At 59.4% G+C, this 18,336-nt stretch carries 13 protein-coding genes and 1 pseudogene; 5 read left to right on the top strand and 9 right to left on the bottom strand.

The annotated features are described in order from the left end of the window. Positions 1-55: 55 nt before the first annotated feature. Complete coding sequence (locus C8K66_RS00880) at positions 56-2,500, bottom strand: UvrD-helicase domain-containing protein (RefSeq protein ID WP_108524044.1); 2,445 nt, start codon at positions 2,498-2,500, stop codon at positions 56-58. A gap of 218 nt (positions 2,501-2,718) precedes the next feature. On the opposite strand from C8K66_RS00880, the gene C8K66_RS00875 reads away from it, so the two are divergent. After that, positions 2,719-3,414, top strand: coding sequence for a pirin family protein (locus C8K66_RS00875; RefSeq protein WP_057004051.1), 696 nt, complete (start codon positions 2,719-2,721; stop codon positions 3,412-3,414). A 55-nt stretch (positions 3,415-3,469) separates the two neighbouring features. Here C8K66_RS00875 and pgm read toward each other — a convergent pair whose 3' ends face one another. From pgm to C8K66_RS00855, 4 genes are all read right to left on the bottom strand, one after another. Continuing rightward, entirely contained in the window at positions 3,470-5,116 is a 1,647-nt protein-coding gene (gene pgm, locus C8K66_RS00870) for a phosphoglucomutase (alpha-D-glucose-1,6-bisphosphate-dependent) (protein ID WP_046484153.1), read from the bottom strand. Positions 5,117-5,220: 104 nt separating this feature from the next. Then, positions 5,221-6,627: a PLP-dependent aminotransferase family protein gene (locus C8K66_RS00865; RefSeq protein ID WP_046383337.1), complete on the bottom strand. Its 1,407-nt coding sequence runs from the start codon at positions 6,625-6,627 to the stop codon at positions 5,221-5,223. Between the two features lie 36 nt (positions 6,628-6,663). Beyond that, positions 6,664-8,100, bottom strand: coding sequence for a hypothetical protein (locus C8K66_RS00860; protein WP_046484150.1), 1,437 nt, complete (start codon positions 8,098-8,100; stop codon positions 6,664-6,666). A gap of 705 nt (positions 8,101-8,805) precedes the next feature. After that, on the bottom strand, positions 8,806-9,828 hold the full coding sequence (locus C8K66_RS00855; RefSeq protein ID WP_017845697.1) for a zinc-dependent alcohol dehydrogenase family protein: 1,023 nt from the start codon (positions 9,826-9,828) through the stop codon (positions 8,806-8,808). A 269-nt stretch (positions 9,829-10,097) separates the two neighbouring features. On the opposite strand from C8K66_RS00855, the gene C8K66_RS00850 reads away from it, so the two are divergent. Next, positions 10,098-11,012, top strand: a complete 915-nt coding sequence (locus C8K66_RS00850; protein WP_079443735.1) for a LysR substrate-binding domain-containing protein — start codon at positions 10,098-10,100, stop codon at positions 11,010-11,012. A 41-nt stretch (positions 11,013-11,053) separates the two neighbouring features. Here the strand turns inward: C8K66_RS00850 and C8K66_RS00845 are convergent, their stop codons facing one another. From C8K66_RS00845 to C8K66_RS00835, 3 genes are all read right to left on the bottom strand, one after another. After that, complete coding sequence (locus C8K66_RS00845; protein ID WP_108524043.1) at positions 11,054-12,421, bottom strand: glutamine synthetase family protein; 1,368 nt, start codon at positions 12,419-12,421, stop codon at positions 11,054-11,056. Positions 12,422-12,490: 69 nt separating this feature from the next. Continuing rightward, positions 12,491-13,891: an aspartate aminotransferase family protein gene (locus C8K66_RS00840; RefSeq protein ID WP_108524042.1), complete on the bottom strand. Its 1,401-nt coding sequence runs from the start codon at positions 13,889-13,891 to the stop codon at positions 12,491-12,493. A gap of 274 nt (positions 13,892-14,165) precedes the next feature. Continuing rightward, on the bottom strand, positions 14,166-14,951 hold the full coding sequence (locus C8K66_RS00835; protein ID WP_108524041.1) for an SDR family NAD(P)-dependent oxidoreductase: 786 nt from the start codon (positions 14,949-14,951) through the stop codon (positions 14,166-14,168). Between the two features lie 97 nt (positions 14,952-15,048). On the opposite strand from C8K66_RS00835, the gene C8K66_RS00830 reads away from it, so the two are divergent. Both C8K66_RS00830 and C8K66_RS31115 read left to right on the top strand, forming a co-directional pair. Further along, a complete protein-coding gene (locus C8K66_RS00830) occupies positions 15,049-15,954 on the top strand; it encodes a LysR family transcriptional regulator (protein ID WP_046383313.1) in 906 nt (301 codons plus the stop codon). 215 nt (positions 15,955-16,169) lie between these two features. After that, positions 16,170-16,262: pseudogene (locus C8K66_RS31115) on the top strand (cytochrome b); the annotation flags it as partial. A gap of 65 nt (positions 16,263-16,327) precedes the next feature. Here the strand turns inward: C8K66_RS31115 and C8K66_RS00815 are convergent. Then, on the bottom strand, positions 16,328-17,665 hold the full coding sequence (locus tag C8K66_RS00815) for a hypothetical protein (RefSeq protein ID WP_046383312.1): 1,338 nt from the start codon (positions 17,663-17,665) through the stop codon (positions 16,328-16,330). A gap of 235 nt (positions 17,666-17,900) precedes the next feature. On the opposite strand from C8K66_RS00815, the gene C8K66_RS00810 reads away from it, so the two are divergent. After that, a complete protein-coding gene (locus C8K66_RS00810) occupies positions 17,901-18,293 on the top strand; it encodes a DUF6152 family protein (RefSeq protein ID WP_046383311.1) in 393 nt (130 codons plus the stop codon). The last annotated feature ends 43 nt before the right edge of the window (positions 18,294-18,336 follow it).

Raw genomic sequence — 18,336 nt, 5'->3', positions numbered from 1 at the left:
CTGATGCACCGCTATTGCGGGCAAGCCCCTACATAGGGCCTGTGCCAGGCAGTGCTTAGCGCTGATCGTCAAAGAACGCTTTCCTGGCGTCGACCCGCTCCGAGGCCTTCGGCACATTCACGGCCTGGCCTTCGGGTTTTTCCACATACCAGTAGCAATGGCTGACCGCGCGGGTAATGCCGACATACGCCAGGCGCAGCACTTCGTCTTTTTGCGCGTTGTCGTAGGGTTCGGCGTCGCCGGCCTTGCCCAGGCCCGCCATGCGGTACACCTGGTTCTTGTACGGCGAACGGGTGACATGCTGGCAATCCCCAAGCAGGAACACCGCATCCGCCTGCAGGCCTTTGGCGCTGTGATAGGTCAATTGCTTGAGCCTGCGCGCCGCGGGCGGCAAGCTAGAATCCACATTAACTACAGATTTAATATGCTCATTAATCAATAACTTATCGCTACTTTTTCGATACAGCATTAACACCGAATCGCCCTTCTGATAGTGCTCCTGCAGGCGCCGGCCCAAGGCCGCATCGTCGCGTTCCAGTACCGTAACGGGCACCAACGCCTTGGGTATGCCGCTGGCTTTGGCCTTCTTGCCGGGGATCGCCGGCGCGGCGCGCACAATGTGTTCGGCGGCATCGATGATGTGCTGATGGCTGCGATAGTTCTCGCCGAGCATGACGCGGGTGGTACTCGGTGCCGGGAATTCCTGGTTGAACTGCATGAAGTACTTCGGCGAACTGCCGCGCCAGCCATAGATCGACTGCCAGTCATCCCCTACGCACAGCAGTGACGAATGCTGGGCGCCGCGTCCTACATGCATGGCTGGCCCACGGCTGCGGATTTCACGCAGGCTGGCGCGCAGCCAGGAGACGATCTGCGGCGAGACGTCCTGGAACTCGTCGATCATCAGGTGTGACAGCGGCCGCAACAGAGGGTCGCTGAGCAGCTTGAGGTTTTCCGGGGTGTTTTCGCCAAACAGCGAGAACATGCGGTTGTAGGTCATGATCGGCGGCGACTGGTCGAGCAGATGGTCTTCCAGGGCTTTCCAGAAAATGCTCAAGGCCTCGAAGAAGGCGCGGTCCGGATCGTCTTTGGCGAAACTCATCTGGCCCACGGCACTGGGCACGTCCAGACCGAGGTTCTCGATGAAACCTGCGGCCATGACAAAACAGTCCAGCAACGGCGCCGACGCCAGCTCGCCTTTGACCTTGTAATCGAACCCCGGCCCCGCACTGGCATCACCGGCCAGGCTGCTTAAAAGACGCTTGGACGACTCATAACTATCCATCCATATCAAAGGCTTACGGCAGAATGCTTGAAACAGGGTGCGCTTGACCGCCCATTCCGCACGCACCGACAGCTTGGCATTGGGGCGGCTGAGCTGGGCGTTTTCCCGCGAATCGAAGCCCAGCACGACCCAGGCATCCAGCTCGGGAATATAGCCATGGCAATGGAATTGCGCGCCATTGATCTCCACGGTCTGGCGACTCGGCTCGATCCCTTTGATCGGCCAGGCGCCCGCGCGAAACCACAGGTCTTCAATCACGTCACACAGCTCTTCATCGCGCTTGGCGGCCAGTTCTGTCACGGCCATGCGCTTCTGCACGTCCGGGTGATCACGCTCCAGCTCCTTGAGCTGCAAACCATGGCGCGCCAGCGGTGCAATCAGTTCGCGAAAGCGCGGGTGCTGGCCGTACAGCCGGTGGTAGCAGGCGTTCATCTGCTGGCGTTGCGCCTCGTTGAGGCGCAGGTCGAACGGGTTGCTGTCTGCGTCCTCGAAGCCCGCACTGAGGTTCTCGAACGCCTGCAGCCGCTCGAAGCCCGGCAGGCTGCGCACCATCGGCAGGATGCGCGAGTGAAAGGTCCGCACCACGGCCTGGGCTTCTTTGATATCAAGAGGTTGCCCCCATAAGCTGAGCACTTCCATGAGCTTGTTGATGAAGTCCTTGCGCGACTCACGGGTGAACGTCACCACGGTCATCGAGCTCAGCTCGAAACCCAGGTAATGGGTGAGCAGCAGGATACGCAACACCAGCGAGGTGGATTTGCCCGCACCGGCACCGGCGATCACCGAGGTGGACGGCGTGTCGCTGAAGATCATCTTCCATTGGGCGGCGCTGGGCTGCGCGTGAGCCGGCAGCAAGCGTGCCACATCGGCCTTGATGCGTTTTTTCAGATCGGCCGTGAGGGGCAGCCGCCAATCATCGAACAGGTTGTCATCCACCCCCGGCGCACGGTGTTCTTCCGGGCGGAAGTCGCGAATCAGCAGGACCTGCCGGCCTTCTTCGATCCCGTCGGCCTTGCCCTCGCGATAGCCGTACTCCACACCCGCCTCGTGCCCACTGCGAAAACCGTCGGCCTGCCCATGCAGCCAGGAAAACCGGTGTTGTGCGCGCAAGCGGGTCAAGCCATGCCCGAACAAGCGGGCGGCGAGCCGTTTCAACCATGGCATTTCGGCCAGGGGGCGCAATTCAGGGGGCAGATCAGGCTGTTGCTGCGGCACGCGGACTCCTGCGATGAGCTGGGTGTTGACGAGTGCGCCATGGTCGCCGGAATCGCCGCGCAGTTCCAGCCAATTGCTTTGCCGTCATGCAGTTAGGCGATGAAGTGAAAGTCAAAGCATCCGAAACCAATCCAATTGATCGATAGGAATAAGGCATTTTTTACGCTTTTTATCGATCATGCACTGTTGGATGATGACCCCATCAACTGGAGACGATCATGCTCGAATTACGACCTTTCACCGCCCTGGGCGGCGCCCATCATGGCTGGCTTGACGCCCATCATCACTTTTCATTCGCTGAGTACCACGATCCCCAACGCATGCACTGGGGCAACCTGCGGGTCTGGAACGACGACATCATCGCGCCCGGCACCGGGTTTCCCCAGCACCCGCATCGCGACATGGAAATCATCACCTATGTGCGCGAAGGTGCCATCAGCCATGCCGACAACCTCGGCAACAAGGGCCGCACCGAGGCGGGTGACGTGCAGGTCATGAGCGCCGGCACCGGGATTGCCCACAGCGAATACAACCTGGAAGCCACCCCCACCAAGATTTTCCAGATCTGGATCATCCCCAACGAAGCCGGCCTGCCGCCGTCATGGGGCGCCAAGCCGTTTCCGAAAGGTGACCGCGAAGGGTTTGTGACCCTGGCCAGCGGCAAGGCCGGTGACAGCGAGAGCCTGCGCATTCGTGCGGATGCGCGCCTGGTGGCGGCCAACCTGAAAGCCGGGGAAACTGCCGAATACCGCCTGGACAGCGGGCGTCGCGCCTACCTGGTGCCGGCGACGGGGGTGATTGAGGTCAATGGCTTGCGCGCGCACGCGCGAGACGGTGTCGCGGTGGAAGATGAACAGCTGTTGCGCGTGACCGCGATAGAAGACAGCGAGATCGTGCTGGTCGACCTGGCCTGATCTCGAGGCGAAATGTAGGCGCGGGCTGACCCGCGCCTATATTGACTGAGGCGTGTCAGCCAGCGCTGATTGCACCGTCAACCAGTACCTGCGCCTCTTGCACCAGTTGCTTGAGGTGATCTTCACCGATGAAGCTCTCGGCGTAGATCTTGTAGATGTCCTCGGTGCCCGATGGCCGTGCGGCGAACCAGCCGTTTTCGGTCATGACTTTCAAACCGCCGATCGCCTGGTTGTTGCCCGGCGCATGGCTGAGGATCTGCTGGATGCGCTCCCCGGCCAATTCGGTGGACGTCACCTGCTCCGGCGACAGTTTGCCCAGCAACGCCTTCTGCGCCGGGGTGGCCTTGGCGTCGACGCGAATCGCGAACGGTTCGCCCAGAGCGTCGGTCAGGCCACGGTAGATCTGGCTGGGGTCCTGGCCTTTGCGCGAGGTCATTTCTGCCGCGAGCAGCGCCGGGATCAAACCGTCCTTGTCGGTGCTCCACACGGTGCCGTCCTTGCGCAGGAACGAAGCGCCGGCGCTTTCCTCACCGCCAAAACCCAGCGAACCGTCGAACAGACCGTCGGCAAACCACTTGAAGCCGACCGGCACTTCGTACAGGCGCCGTCCGATGCGCGCCGCGACGCGATCGATCAAGCCGCTGCTGACCACGGTCTTGCCCACGGCCGCATCGGCGCGCCAGCCGGGACGGTTCTGGAACAGGTAGTCGATGGACACGGCCAGGTAATTGTTCGGCGCCAACAGGCCGCCGGACGGGGTGACGATGCCGTGGCGATCGTGGTCCGGGTCGCAGGCGAAGGCCACGTCGAAACGCTCCTTGAGTCCGATCAAGCCCTGCATGGCGTAGCTGGACGACGGGTCCATGCGGATCTGGCCATCCCAGTCGACGCTCATGAAGCGGAAGGTCGGATCGACTTCGGTGTTGACCACGTCCAGGTTCAAGCGGTAGTGCTCGGCAATCGCCGACCAGTAGCGCACCCCGGCGCCGCCCAGCGGATCGACGCCCAAACGCAGGTCGGCGCTGCGAATGGCGTCCATGTCGATCACATTGATCAGGTCGGCCACGTAGCTGTTGAGGTAGTCATGGCGATGGGTGGTGTCGGCTTTAAGCGCCTGGGCGTGGGTGATGCGTTTGACCCCGGCCAGCCGATTGGCCAGCAGCTCGTTGGCCTTGGCCTCGATCCATTTGGTGACGTGGGTATCGGCCGGACCGCCGTTGGGCGGGTTGTACTTGTAGCCGCCGCTTTGCGGCGGGTTGTGGGACGGCGTGATGACAATGCCGTCGGCCAGGCCGCTGGTGCGACCGCGGTTATAGCAGATGATGGCGTGGGAAATGGCCGGGGTCGGCGTGTATTCATCGCCCTCGGCGAGCATCACATGCACACCGTTGGCCGCCAGGACTTCCAGCGCGCTGGCCCCCGCAGGCGTCGACAATGCATGGGTGTCGAGGCCGACGAACAACGGCCCGTCGATACCTTGGGCTTCGCGGTACAGGCAGATGGCCTGGCTGATGGCGAGCACATGCCATTCGTTGAAGCTCAGTTCGAACGAGCTGCCCCGGTGCCCGGAAGTCCCGAACGCGACGCGCTGGGTGGAGATCGCTGCATCGGGCTGACCGGTGTAATAGGCCGTAACCAGTCGCGGGATATCTACCAGCAACTGGGCTGGCGCCGGTTTGCCCGCAAAAGGACTGATTGTCATGCATAAACCTCGGAAAGAAGGATTCGGAAAAAATGACAGTTTACTGAGAGTTGGACTGCCGCGCGATGTTATAGATCCCACGCCAGCAAGAGATTTTTCACACGCTAGGCGCTCTGCGCCTGCAACAAGGCCTGCGCCAGCGCATCCAATGCCGCGTCCAGGTTCGGGTGCCCGTTGAACGCATGGCTCAGCCGTAGTTGCTGATGATGCAAGCCACTGAGGCTGAACAATTCCCCCGGGGCAATCACCACCTGTTGCGCCAGCAGGCGCTGGAACACCTGGCGCATGTCCACCGGCGCCGACGCGTGCAGCCAGAAACTCGCCCCGGCCAGCGGCATGCGGTAAGTCACCCGCCCTGCCAGGCGCTGATCCAGGCGCTGGCTCATGGCGTCGGCCTGTTCACGCAGGCGCTGGCGCAACGTCTGCAGGTGCTGGTCCAGCCGCCCGCTTTGATACAGGTGGGCAATTGCGCGTTGGCGGATCGACGACAGGCGAAACGAACGCAGCAGGAACTGGCGCTGCAGCTCACTGCTCAGGTGGCGTGACAGTACATAGCCGAACGGTGCTTCCGGGCCGAGTACTTTTTCGAACGACGAAAATACGATCAGCCGTTCGGGGTTGACCTGGTTGCGCAGCGCCGTGTGGTTCTGCGCAAAACCCAACTCGCCAAAGGTGTCATTCTCCAGCAGCCAGCAGCCATATTCTTCGAGCAACTGAGCCACCCGCAAGCGCTCATAGTTGAGCATGACGTTGCCCGACGGCATGCCCACCACCGACGACAGCAGCACCAAGTGGACGGGCTCATGGCGCAACAGGTGTTCGAGCCGCGCTAGGTCCAGGCGACCGTCGACCTGCCAGGGCAACTCAATGACGCGCACGCCGGCAGCCTGCAGCAGGCGCAGTATTAACCAGTCGCAGGGGGACTCGACCAATACCGCGGCGCCCTTGAGACCCAGTACATCAATGAGTATTTCCAATACACCGCGCAGATCGGCACCGATGTAGACGTCATCGGCCTGCCAGCAGCGGGTCGGCGATGAGGTGTAACGCGCCGCCAACGCGGCGCGCAGCTCCCAGACGCCGCAAGGCTGCGACCAGGGTTGCAGCTGGCGTGGGTGGCGGCGCACCAGTTGGCGTTCGAGCATCAGCAATGCGCCGTCCAGCGCTCCCAGCAGCGCCGGTTCATCGCCGCTGAGTACCACCATTCCGGGCCGCCGCGCCGCCGCATACAGGCGCTCCAATAGATCGGCGCCCGCCGCCATCAGCGGATTGGCTGCCACGGGCCAGGCGAAATAACCCGATTTGGCCACCGAATACACCCGCCCTTCCTTTTCCAGCAGGGAGTATGCGTATTGAATCGTCGAGATCGACACATTCAGGCGCGTCGCCAACTGCCGCAAAGAAGGCAGTTTGACGGGCATGTCCAGGCTGACTTCGTTGATCAGGTTGATCATGTAGCGGTACACCGCCTGGTAGGCGAAATCCGCCTGCCGCTCACCTCGCAGGTTCATGACTGTCTACCTGGACGCACACACCGACGCACCCGCCTAGCGCCCGAACAACTGAAACGCCCGCGCCTCGGCGTTGGTCTGCAGGCGTGCGGCCCGGCGCTTGCGCGCATCGGCGCCCTGTTCAACCGCCAACGGGCGCTTGCGGTAAAGGTGCTGGAGCAGAGGCAGCGGCAAGCCGCTGGTGTCGATCGCCCATTGCTGCAGCATGTCGGCAGCCGGCTTGCCCTGGAGCACCTTGTGCAACTCGGGGAGTGCCACCAGCATGCCGGGGTGGCATTGACGCAGGTAACCCTCCAGCCGCTCACCATGATGGATGAAGGGCGAGAACAACAAACAGGTCAACTGGGCCTCCTCCAGGCCAAAGAACTCTTGGGCGTAGGCCGTCGACTGCACACGCCCTTCCCCACCGCAGGCCTCTGCGATCAAATGTTCAGGAATTTGCCGGCGACACAGGTAGTCCATCGCCTGGCGCAGAAAACCCGCCACGCCGTCCTCGTAGGACAGCTCGCGCAGGCACTGGGCCTGCACCCCACGCAGGTGAGCCATCAGCAGCGGGTTGGGGTAGGCCGGATGGCTGAAGTGAAAACCAAACGGATCGGGGACGTAGCCCAGGAAGTCGCTGAGCAGAGGGGTTGAAGCAACGTCGACGTTATTAAGCAGGTCGGCGATACCAATGTAGGCCAAATGGCGGTGCCCACCCCGGCCGGGGCTCTCATGGGCAACGTATTGCTCGCCATAGAGGTCTTGATAACAGCCGTTGCTCCACTCCTCCATGCGCGCGAACAATCCGGTGAGCGAGGCCGGCTTGCCCGGCGCAGTGCTGACGCCGGCCGCTTGGGCCGCCTTTTTCAACCACGCCAGGTACTGGCTCTGCTTGCGCGGTGAATCACCGCTGACCAGCGCATGCACCCCTCCGTTCCAGGTGGTGACACGCTGGTAGAAATCCCCCAGGGACAGGTAAGTATCGTTACACAACGTCGCGCGAATATCCCCGGAGGTCAGGTGCCCCACCATCAGCATATTGCGCTGGCTGACCTCCCGGCCCGCACCTGAGGCCGGGCGCTGGTGGTTGAACGGCTGCACTACCTGGTTTTCCACCATCAGCAGCTCGACCCGCGGATCGTCGTGGAAAAACAGTGTGCTGTAGCCATGCTGCAGGCTATCCAGCGTGGCCTGGGTCATGCCGGCATGTCGGAGCGTCGCCACACGCAAGTTGAAAGTCCTGGGCGCGCGGCCCGCGATAGTCAGTTGCGCCGCACGCAGCAGTGCCAGGGTATAGCTGCTGACTTCGCCGCCCCCATGGGCAACCAACACTTTGTAATCGCCCACTTGTTCCATGCCGCCGGCAGCCACGACAATTCGCTGAATCAATAATTGAAGTGCAGTACGTTCGGCGCGCGTGAAGTGCCCGACCAAACGTTGCAGAACTTGCTGATAAACATAGTTCATGGCTTGTTCGTGAATTGCGCTCATAGTTCTACTACCTGAGTTGAAATATCAGTTCCAAGTAACTGCCGAGGTTATTTGCTCGACCCATTAGATGCGTAGGAATGTCGTCACACCGCGTGGCGTAACGATAAATAAACCTTAGCACGCCGTAACAATTCGACAGGGAACGCCAATTGTGTGCCCTTCGCGCCGCCTCTCCTTGAGACCCTTGCGCCAGGGCGTCCTGGCTACCCTAGGACCGTTCCGACAATGCCCTACACCGGCTTAAGCAGGAAACTAAGGATGCATCCGACATAAAGAAAAGATCCAGTTCAACCAATCAAACTTCAATAAATTGGAGTTACCTATCCCAACAGCCGCACCCTGTCTCGCAGGCAAGCATCGCGATAATTTAATTTCATATGTATCAGGCCGGAACGTCAGACATTCAATCATTGCTCAATCCTTGAGATGAGAGTGAAGTCACGATTATCGGCACTGGCATAATGATTAACAGATACAGAACGCCGCAAGAAACCAGTTCAGATGGCAATTGGGCAAGCCGTTGATTACGCGCACACACAGATGCCGCGCTGGAATACAGCGCGGCATCGGGGGGAAAGCTCGTGTTTTGCGGGGCCTGGCGCCCTGATGGCAGCTTAAACGCCGCGAGGGTTAAGCCCTGACAAATGGCGCATTTGCCCCATCCGTTCAGACGCCGGAGTATTCATTTGCGAATACTCCTACAGCTCAAACAGCTTCAACCTGCAATGCGACGCGCTCACGGCACGGGCATTCGTCCATGTAGCGGTGCGCTTCGACGAACTGGCTGAATGGAAACACGGTGGTTTTCAGCGGGACCAGCACACGGTCGGCGGTCATCTGGTTGATGTCGCGCAACGCGCGCTGCAATGCCACTTGGTCCTGGGCGATGCCCAGCTCCGGTTTGCCGGTGAAGTTGCCGATGCAATGCACAAAGAACTGAATATTCTTCTGGAACGCCGCACAGGCCGGGAATGGCGTCTGGTTGCCACCTTGCAGGCCATACAGCACCAGGCTGCCACGCGGCGCCAACACATCACCGAGTAACGACATCTGCGGGCCGCCCAAGCCATCGAACACCACGTCAACGCCGCGATTATCGGTGAACTTGTTGATTTGCATGAGCAGGTCCTGCTCTTCGGTGACGATGACCTTTTCCGCCCCGAGGGACAGCAGGTACTCGCGCTCCGCGCTGTCCTTGGTCGCGGCAATCACACGCACACCCAAGGCCTTGCCCAGTTGCACAAAGGACGGGCCGGCGCAGTGGCTGGCGTCGGTCACCAAGGCAAACTGGCCGGGTTTGACCCGCGCCAAGTCCACATATGCAAAATATGCAATCAACAGCGGCGTGTAATGCACGCTGGCTTCGATCGGGCTCAAGACATCCGGATAACGGGTCAACGCCGAACGGGGCAGGACGATTTGTTCGCCATATACCGGGTAATCATTGGGGCTCTCGGCGGGAAAACTGGCGACTTTATCGCCCACGGCCAAGTCATCCACGCCGTCGCCCAGGGCTACGACCACCCCGGCCATCTCGTGGCCAAGGCCGGACGGCAAACGTGCATGGGAAGACGCCAGGTTCTGGCGCCACAAAATGTCATACCAACTGATGCCAATTGCCTCGACTCGTACCTGCACTTCGCCCGGTGCAGGCTGCGCGGCTGCATGCTCTTCGCACTTGAGCACCTCAGCCGGACCAAACTTGTGAAAACGGATCGTGCGGGACATCGCAAACCTCGTCAAAGTAACCTCTATTGCCCTGAACTCTATCTGGGCTTTCCGGGTAAGACCACCGGTCGCCGTTAATAGTCGACATGTCTGTCATTGATTCCGCGACTGAGGAATAGACCTCAACTATCGTAGGAAAACTCAATTAGCCGGTGCAGAGTACCAGCCTTTCCCCGTAAGATTCATGCCGGTCATGCTCCGAGCATGGAGATCATAGGGATCATGTATGGCCGCTCTCGTCAAGTTTACAGACTCATCCAGGACACAAGATGAACCGTAACGACCTGCGTCGTGTCGACCTTAACCTCTTGATCGTATTCGAAACCTTGATGCATGAGCGCAGTGTGACCCGTGCCGCCGAGAAATTGTTCCTCGGCCAGCCGGCCATCAGCGCGGCACTGTCGCGCCTGCGCGGTCTTTTCGATGACCCGCTGTTTGTGCGTACCGGGCGCAGCATGGAGCCGTCGGCCCGCGCCGTGGAAATTTTCGCCCTGCTGTCCCCGGCCCTGGACTCGATTTCCACCGCCGTCAGCCGCGCCGCCGAATTCGACCCGGCCACCAGCACCGCCGTGTTCCGCATCGGCCTGTCGGACGATGTCGAGTTCGCCCTGCTCCCCCAACTGCTCAAACGCCTGCGCGCCGAAGCCCCCGGCATCGTGCTCGTCGTGCGCCGTGTCAATTACATCCTGATGCCCGGCCTGCTCGCCTCCGGCGAAATCTCCATCGGCGTCAGCTACACCGCCGAGCTACCGGCCAACGCCAAGCGCAAGGTACTGCGCCGCAGCCTACCGAAACTGCTACGCGCCGACAGCGTGCCCGGCGCCCTCAGCCTGGACGACTTCTGCGCCCGCCCTCATGCGCTGGTGTCATTTGCCGGGGATTTGAGTGGGTTTATCGACGAAGAACTCGAAAAGCTCGACCGCAAACGCCATGTGGTGTTGGCCGTGCCGCAATTCAACGGCCTGGGCACCCTGCTTGCCGGGACCGACATCGTCGCCATCGTGCCAGACTACGCCGCCGAGGCCCTGACCGCGGCGGGCGGCTTGCGCACCGAGGATCCACCACTGCCGGTGCGCTCGTTCGAGTTGCACATGGCGTGGCGGGGCTCGCAGGACAATGATCCGGGTGAGCGTTGGTTGCGGTCGCGGATTCAGATGTTTTTTGGCGACCCGGATAGCCTTTGAGATCGACCAGTTCGCATTTCAAGGCAGCCAGCCGCCATCACTCATGCGTGAGTGAGGTACCAGCGCCAGTCCTGCTCCCCGACTTCAGCATTGAATGTACGGAACTCGCGCCACTTGATCGCCAGGAACACCTTCAGGAATTCAGCCCCCAGCGCCTCACGTGCCCACGTTGAACGTTGCAGTGCCTGCAACGCTGTAAGCCAGTCGGTGGGTAGAAATTCGGTCGCCTGTTCATAGCCATTGCCCACAATCGCCGCGCCAGGATCGCTTTGATGAGTGATGCCGTGGTGAATGCCCGCCAGTACTGCGGCGGCAGCGAGATAGGGGTTGGCATCGGCACCGCAAATACGGTGTTCGATGTGCCGACTTATCGCGGGGCCGCCGGGTACGCGGAACGACACAGTACGATTGTTGACGCCCCAACTTTTGGCCAGCGGCGCGTAACTGCCGGTCTGGAAGCGTCGATATGAATTGGCATGCGGGCAAAATATCGCCAGCGAGTCAAACAAGGTCTCCATCATCCCACCGATGGAGTGCCGCAACAGCGGCGTGCCCTGTGGGTCTTCGCTCGCATACAGGTTGTGACCCTGCTCGTCGGCCAGGCTGACGTGCAAATGCATACCGCTACCGGCCTGATCGCTGAATGGCTTGGCCATGAAGCACGCTTGCAGCCCATGTTGGTTGGCCACGCCTTTGACCAGGCGTTTGTAACGTACACCTTCATCAATGGCTTGGAGTGCGTCGAAACGATGCTCCAGCGTCAACTCGAGCTGGCCCGGAGCGTACTCGGAGATCGCCGTGCGTACCGGCAGCCCTTGCAGCGCGCAAGCTGCGTAGAGGTCATCAAGAAAAGGTTGAAGCTGTTCCAGTTCGTATACGCCATACACCTGTGGCGCATGAGGGCGTAAGCCATTGGTCTGCAACGCTGGCTGCGGCCGACCGTTGACGTCGCGTTGTTGGTCCAGCAGGTAAAACTCCAACTCAACGGCCATGACCGGATGGAATCCATCGGCTTTCAACCGCTCGATGGTGTTCACCAGGACATGGCGCGGGTCGGCCGGTGCGGCGGGAATACCTTGGGTCGGGTGCATGCTCACCTGCACTTGGCCTGTTGGGTTGGTACGCCAGGGTTGCAAGGTCAGGCTTCCCGGCAGGGGGTAAGTCCAGCAATCAGCGTCAGCGACGTCCCAGACCAGGCCAGTCTCGTCTACGTCTTCACCCTGCACGGTCAGGGCGAGAATCGAACTTGGCAGCGGCCGACCATTTTCGTAGATCGCCAGCAGTTCGTCGCGATGCAACAGTTTGCCCCGTGGAACACCATTGGCGTCGATAAGAAACAACTCGATGCTCAGCACTTCAGGGTGGGCGGCCAGATAATCCTGAGCCTCTTTTTTATCAGCAAATTGCATGTCAAACCTCTCAGCGCTCATTCAAGCGACTTGGCAGTATGTGAGAAAAGTGGGGCTTCAGACGTCCAGTCATGAAGGGGTGACGCGAGCGCCAGGTAGGGCAAGCAGCGTGGTCAGCGCGCGATCCAACTCATCGATCAGCCTGTCGATATCCGCCTGACTTGTCTGCGGACAGCACAGGGTCATGTTGTGAAAAGGCGTGATCAGGATGCCGCGGTTGATTAGATAAAGGTGCAGAGCCATTTGAAGGCTGTCATGAAAAGCCGCCTCGGCTTGCGCGCCTGTTCTGGGCGACGTGGCACAGAATTGAAACTCACAACGAGCCCCCAACTCTGTGACAGACCAGTTCAGTTGGTGGCGCTTGAACAACGCTCGAAATCCCTGGGCGAGTCTTGAGGCCAGGGGCAGCATGTGCTGGTACGCAGACGCTGTCATGACCTCTTCAAGACTGACTCGCATGCAATGCATCGCCAGGGCGTTGGCGGACAGCGTCGTTCCCATCCCACTGTGGCCATGCCCGCCACTCTCTTCGCTGACGGCCTTCTGCGCGTCGCGCATGGCCAAGGCGACTTGCTCGCTAATGCCAAACACCGCGCATGGCACGCCACCTGCGATGGGTTTACCCACCACGAAAAAGTCGGGTTTCAAATCCCACTGGCGAGTGCATCCACCGATGCTGGTGGAAATAGTGTGGGTCTCATCAATGACCAACAGGCTGCCATATTTAAGGGTCAACTCTCGGCACTTCTGCATGAATCCCGGATCGGGCAGGACCATGCCTATGTTCGTCATCACCGGCTCGCACATCAGCGCGCACACATCGCCCTGGGCTAACGCCGCCTCAAGCGCGTCGACGTCGTTGAAGGGGATGGATCGACTGTATTGGGTCAAGTCGTAGGCTTGGCCCACAAGGCCGGCACGGTGCACTGTTTTGCCGTCGCGGTAGCGCACCATCACGTCATCCACCGTGCCGTGATAACAGCCGTCGAACACCAGCAACACATTACGTTTGGTGATCGCGCGCGCCCAGCGCAACACATAACGATTGGCGTCCGTCGCATTGGCGGTCACCTGCCAATAAGGCAGCTTGAATCGCTGAGCCAGCAACTCGCCGCAGACCACCGCGTCTTCGCCAGGCAGCATGGTGGTCAAACCATTATTTGCCTGCTCGGCGATGGCGCGGGCAATAGGATCCGGTGAATGGCCAAACATCGTGCCGGTGTCGCCCAGGCAGAAGTCAATGTATTCATGATCGTCAACATCGGTGAAGCGTGCGCCTTTGGCACGCTGGACGAAGAGCGGTGAAGGCATCGACCAATCGCTCATCCAGTGCATGGGAACACCATTGAACAGATGAGCCTTGGCACGCTTGGCGAGCGCCATTGACGTTGGGTTGTTTTGTATAAAACGGGCACGTTCGGAGGCGGTAAAAGCAGCAATCGCTGATTCACTAATTCCACTTTTCGACATGATAAAAACCCTCTTTTAATTATTACATTAATTAAAATTCGTCACCGTCGAGATAAAAAGACAATCCATCGCCACACTCACTCCCCGCTCAGTTCGTGAATAACTGAAAACAACGTGCCAACCTCTTACAACTTGAGTGTTCGCCGTCAGTATTTGCAGCGCGGATTAACCTATGCCTGGGTATATTGCGGTGAGCGCAGAAACTTTATTTTGATCATTAATTTATCCCGCTGAATAATCTGAGATTCAGGGAATAAACCGACGTAACTTGAAGTCAGGCGTGAGGAGCCTTGTTCTCGAGCAGACAGTTCCCGCCGTCCACCACAAGGACTTCACCCGTGATGTAACTGGCGTCAGGCGACGCCAGAAATGCAACCGCCGCCGCCACTTCACGGGGGTTGCCTGCCCGTCCAATCGGGGTAAAGCGCCCCGCCGCTGCTTCAACGGGCGTGGTTGAGCCGGTGGTGATCCATCCGGGAGCCACGCTGTTTACAGTAATCCCCTGCTTGGCGACTTCAAGTGCAAGCCCCATGTTCATGCCAACCATCGCGGCCTTGGCTGCGCTATAAGCGGCCTCGCCCGGATTGCTCCCCCGAGTGCCCGTGGTGGAACTAATATTGACAATGCGCCCGTAACTTCGCGCCCGCATACCGGGCAAAACGGCCCGAGTTAAAAGAAAAGCCGTGGTTAAGTTTCTTGCCAGTGAAAGATTCCATTCCTGCAGTTCCATACTCGCCAATTCCGAAAAAATCTCAGGGCTTCCTTGCATGGCCATACCGGCGTTATTCACCAGGATATCGACCCGCCCCCAGACTGACTCTGCCCACAGGCTGAATTCACGCACTTGGATTTCATCGGTGAGGTCAGCTGGCCGGCCTTCAACTTCAAACCCTTCAAGGCGTAGCTCTTTAACCCGATCCGCGATGCGGTTGCTGCTGGCAGTGATGATCAACTTCGCCCCGGATGCACCTAGCCTGCGAGCGATCGCCATACCAATGCCAGCTTCACTTCCAGCACCACTGACAAGTGCCACATGCCCCATCAACTCGGTATTTAACATGGTGTTCCCCACGTACTTAATTTGTAATAGGAGTGGAAATTAGGCTAATGAATCTGATAAATAAAGACGATCATTATCAGAAAATCTGACAACCACGATGGCGTTTACCAGCGAGTCACTTAAAATTTTCCTTTCGGTCGTGGACAGCGGCTCCTTTTCCGCCGCAGCCCGAAAGTTAGGCCGGGTTCCCTCCGCTATCAACATGGCGGTGTCACAGCTTGAAGCAGAGTTGGATCTCTTGCTTTTTGACCGATCAACCCGCAAAGCCATTCCGACCGCAGCCGCCAAAGCACTTGAGCCCCAGGCAAGACAGGTCGCTAGCCAGTTAAACCTGCTGGACGCGCATGCCCTCCAGCTTCATCAGGGGTTGGAGGGGCGCTTGGTCCTTGCGATGGCGCCGGAGCTGCAAACAGGCGTGTGGAATCGTCCGCTGTCCATTATCGCCAAAGAGTTTCCCACCCTTGAAATCGAGATTCGCTCCGCGTCCCATCCGGAGGCGATTCGCATGCTCCATGAAGGACGTGTGCAATTGGCACTTGGATTTGAACGACCCGGGCTTGACGAGCGGGAGACGTTTCTTGAAGCGGGGAGCCAGTTGTTAGTCGCAGTTGCCTCTCCAGATCATCCTGCGGCCGCCGGCAAGAAAAGCCCTTTAGGTGAAGAGCAACTGGTGGACGTTCGGCAGATCATCGTTGCGACTGGAGGACCTACAGACTCTGACCCACGTGTTGTGCTGTCGCGGCGGATTTGGCTCAGCGACAGTTATCTGGCAACGCTGGATCTGGTGCAGCAAGGGTTGGGCTGGGCTTATCTTCCACAGCCGCTGGTACAACCGCTAATCACTTCGGGCGCATTGACGGAGGTGGTGTTTGACAACATGCCAAGTCAGATGCGGTTATGGGTCGACATCATCTGGGTAAAGAACCGACCTCTGGGGCTGGGAGCGCGTCGTTACCTGAGTCTGATGCGCGAAATTGCCGAGGGCGAGCCTCGTCGTACTTGAGAAGTAAAAAATCTGGAGGGATTTTTAGTGGCCACCAACTGACTGCTGCGAACAGCCGAAACCGGGTTCTTCTGCGTCGCGATCACGGTGCTTATTCAAACACTGCATGCCTGGCCAGTTTTCAGGCCCCACCACCGATGTCCCTGGTCTTTACTTGGAGGTCAGGGCGTCGAGCAAGCTTGGGAAACCCCTTTCCAAGTTCTGGCGTTTAAAGTATCGGCTGCACGGTGCTGCATGTGGCAGGCGCCCTCAAGCATCGCTTCTACGACCGCGACCCGCGCAACGACGTGTTGCGCCGCATGCTCTGAATGGATGAGGCGTTGACGCAAAACGCCAACGCCTGCAAGGCCCCGCGATAGACGTCAATGACGACTCAGAACGTCGCCCACACAATGAACTGCATGTACGTATTGGTTGATGCGTCGCCGCTCTGGCGGCCACCGTTGCCCAGCCACTTCTCCGGCTTGTAGAAGCCCACCAGCGGCGAAAGCGTGATGTTTTCCGTGACCGCCCAATCCAGAAACAGGTCGACCTCCTGCGCAGCGAAGTCCAGCTCATGGCGACGGGAAAGCTGGTGGTAGTCGAACGCCATCGCGTTAAGGGTCAACTTCTCGGTCGGCTTGACCGAGAGGAGTACATCGTTGATCTGCATGTTCGAAGTCACGGCGCCAGCATAATTAAGCGCAACTTCCCCCTGGAGGCGTTTGCGATAACCGCCCTGGAACAGGAAGTCCCAGCCTTCGGAGTAGCGCGAATAACGATAGCTGACGGTCGGTTGCCATGGTGCATCGACGAACGTGTAACCCGCGTCGAAAAACATCGCTCGCTGTGAGCCCGAACGTTTTTCCTGGCGGGCCACCTCGAAGGCAAAATCGGCGTTCTCGATTCCAGCATTGCCCTGCCCACGAATGCTGTAGACGTTCATGCCCTTGCGCTCAAGCCGATCTGCAAAGGCATATTTCTCATCCACATCCAGGCCGTGTACGTAGGTCGAACCGATCGAACCAATGGGGGTGGTGTAATCGATAGTGCCCACTGCCAGTTCGGTCTTGGACTGCCCAGCGTTGTCGGATTTCAACCATATCAAGCTAGCGTGCAGCCCTTCCTTGCCGCCCAACTTCAGCACCGCTGTGTTGCCGAACGCCAGGCGTTGACCAAGGTAAAAGGCGCCACCACGGTTAAACCGGCCATCATGCACGCCCTCAATGGGGTTGAATGCGTTACCCGCGTCGAATCCATCGTCGGTAATCAGAAAGCCGTCCACCGTGACAATCTGGCGCCCGAAAGAAAAATCCACGCCATCCTTGCCCAGGGCGGGTAGCAGGTCGCCGGATCTCCAGCCCAGGAACGCGTCTTCCACAGCGGTTCGTCGCTCATTGCCCGCCGTGGTCGCCCCCATGTCTCCGTCCCCCCATGACCCGCTGCTAAGCAGGCTGAAGCCGCCATACACCGAGCCGGCGACGATCTTATCCGTGGAACCAGTGAGACCGTATTTGACGTAACCCTCCTGCCAGTGCATGCCGCCGGGTTGTTTTTGCGGATCGCCAAGGTAGTTATGGGTACTGCCAAACCAGCCAAATGCAGCGCCCAGGTCGGCGTTCAAAACGGTTGTACCGTCATCTTCGTTGTAAAGCGTGTAGGCATGTGCCTGTGAGCCGACTGCACAGAGTGCAACCAGCGACAGTAATGGCGCGTAGGGGGGGATGCGCATGACGTCTCTCCTGTTTTTATAGTTGTGAGGCGAGGCACGAGTGTTCCTGTTTGGGCCGTGAAGCGGTAACCCAAATCAGCACGTACAGGCATTTGCTCCCCCCTCCTTCGTCACGCACCGCCTCACTGGTGCAACAACCTCCCTTTGCTCAATAGTTGCCGTTTTGGGATACGGCTTCTGAGCGCGTCCGCCCTATGCTGGGCCGATAAGAACCATAAAAAACGAGGCACCCGTCATGACCGCTTTATTACCCTTTCGCTTATTCCGTCAGGGGCTTTGTCTTCTGACCCTCATCACCTGCAGTGCACTGCCACCGGTTGCCAGTGCCCATCATTCATTCGCGCTGTTCGACCAGACCCAGACAACCACGATCAAAGGTGTCGTCGAGCGCTTTGCCTGGACCAACCCTCACATCACGATTTACGTCGATGTGCCCGGTCCGCCCTCCCAACGCTTCAAGATCGAGACGGGCAGCGTCAACGCGCTGCAACGAACGGGTTGGACGGCCAACTCGATCAAGGCTGGCGAGACCGCCGAGGTGTCCTTCAAACCGTTGAAAAACGGCGAGCCGGGCGGGCTGCTGGTGGAGATCAAGATCGGTGACGTGGTGCTCTCGGGCGGCGGCTAAACGCAGCCCCTCCCGAATGCGACAACAACAGAACTGGGCAAAC

This window comes from Pseudomonas sp. GV105 (assembly GCF_003058185.1).
GTDB classification, from domain to species: domain Bacteria; phylum Pseudomonadota; class Gammaproteobacteria; order Pseudomonadales; family Pseudomonadaceae; genus Aquipseudomonas; species Aquipseudomonas veronii.
Note: the sequence above shows the minus strand (reverse complement) of the source record. Positions and strands in the feature narration are given on the sequence as shown.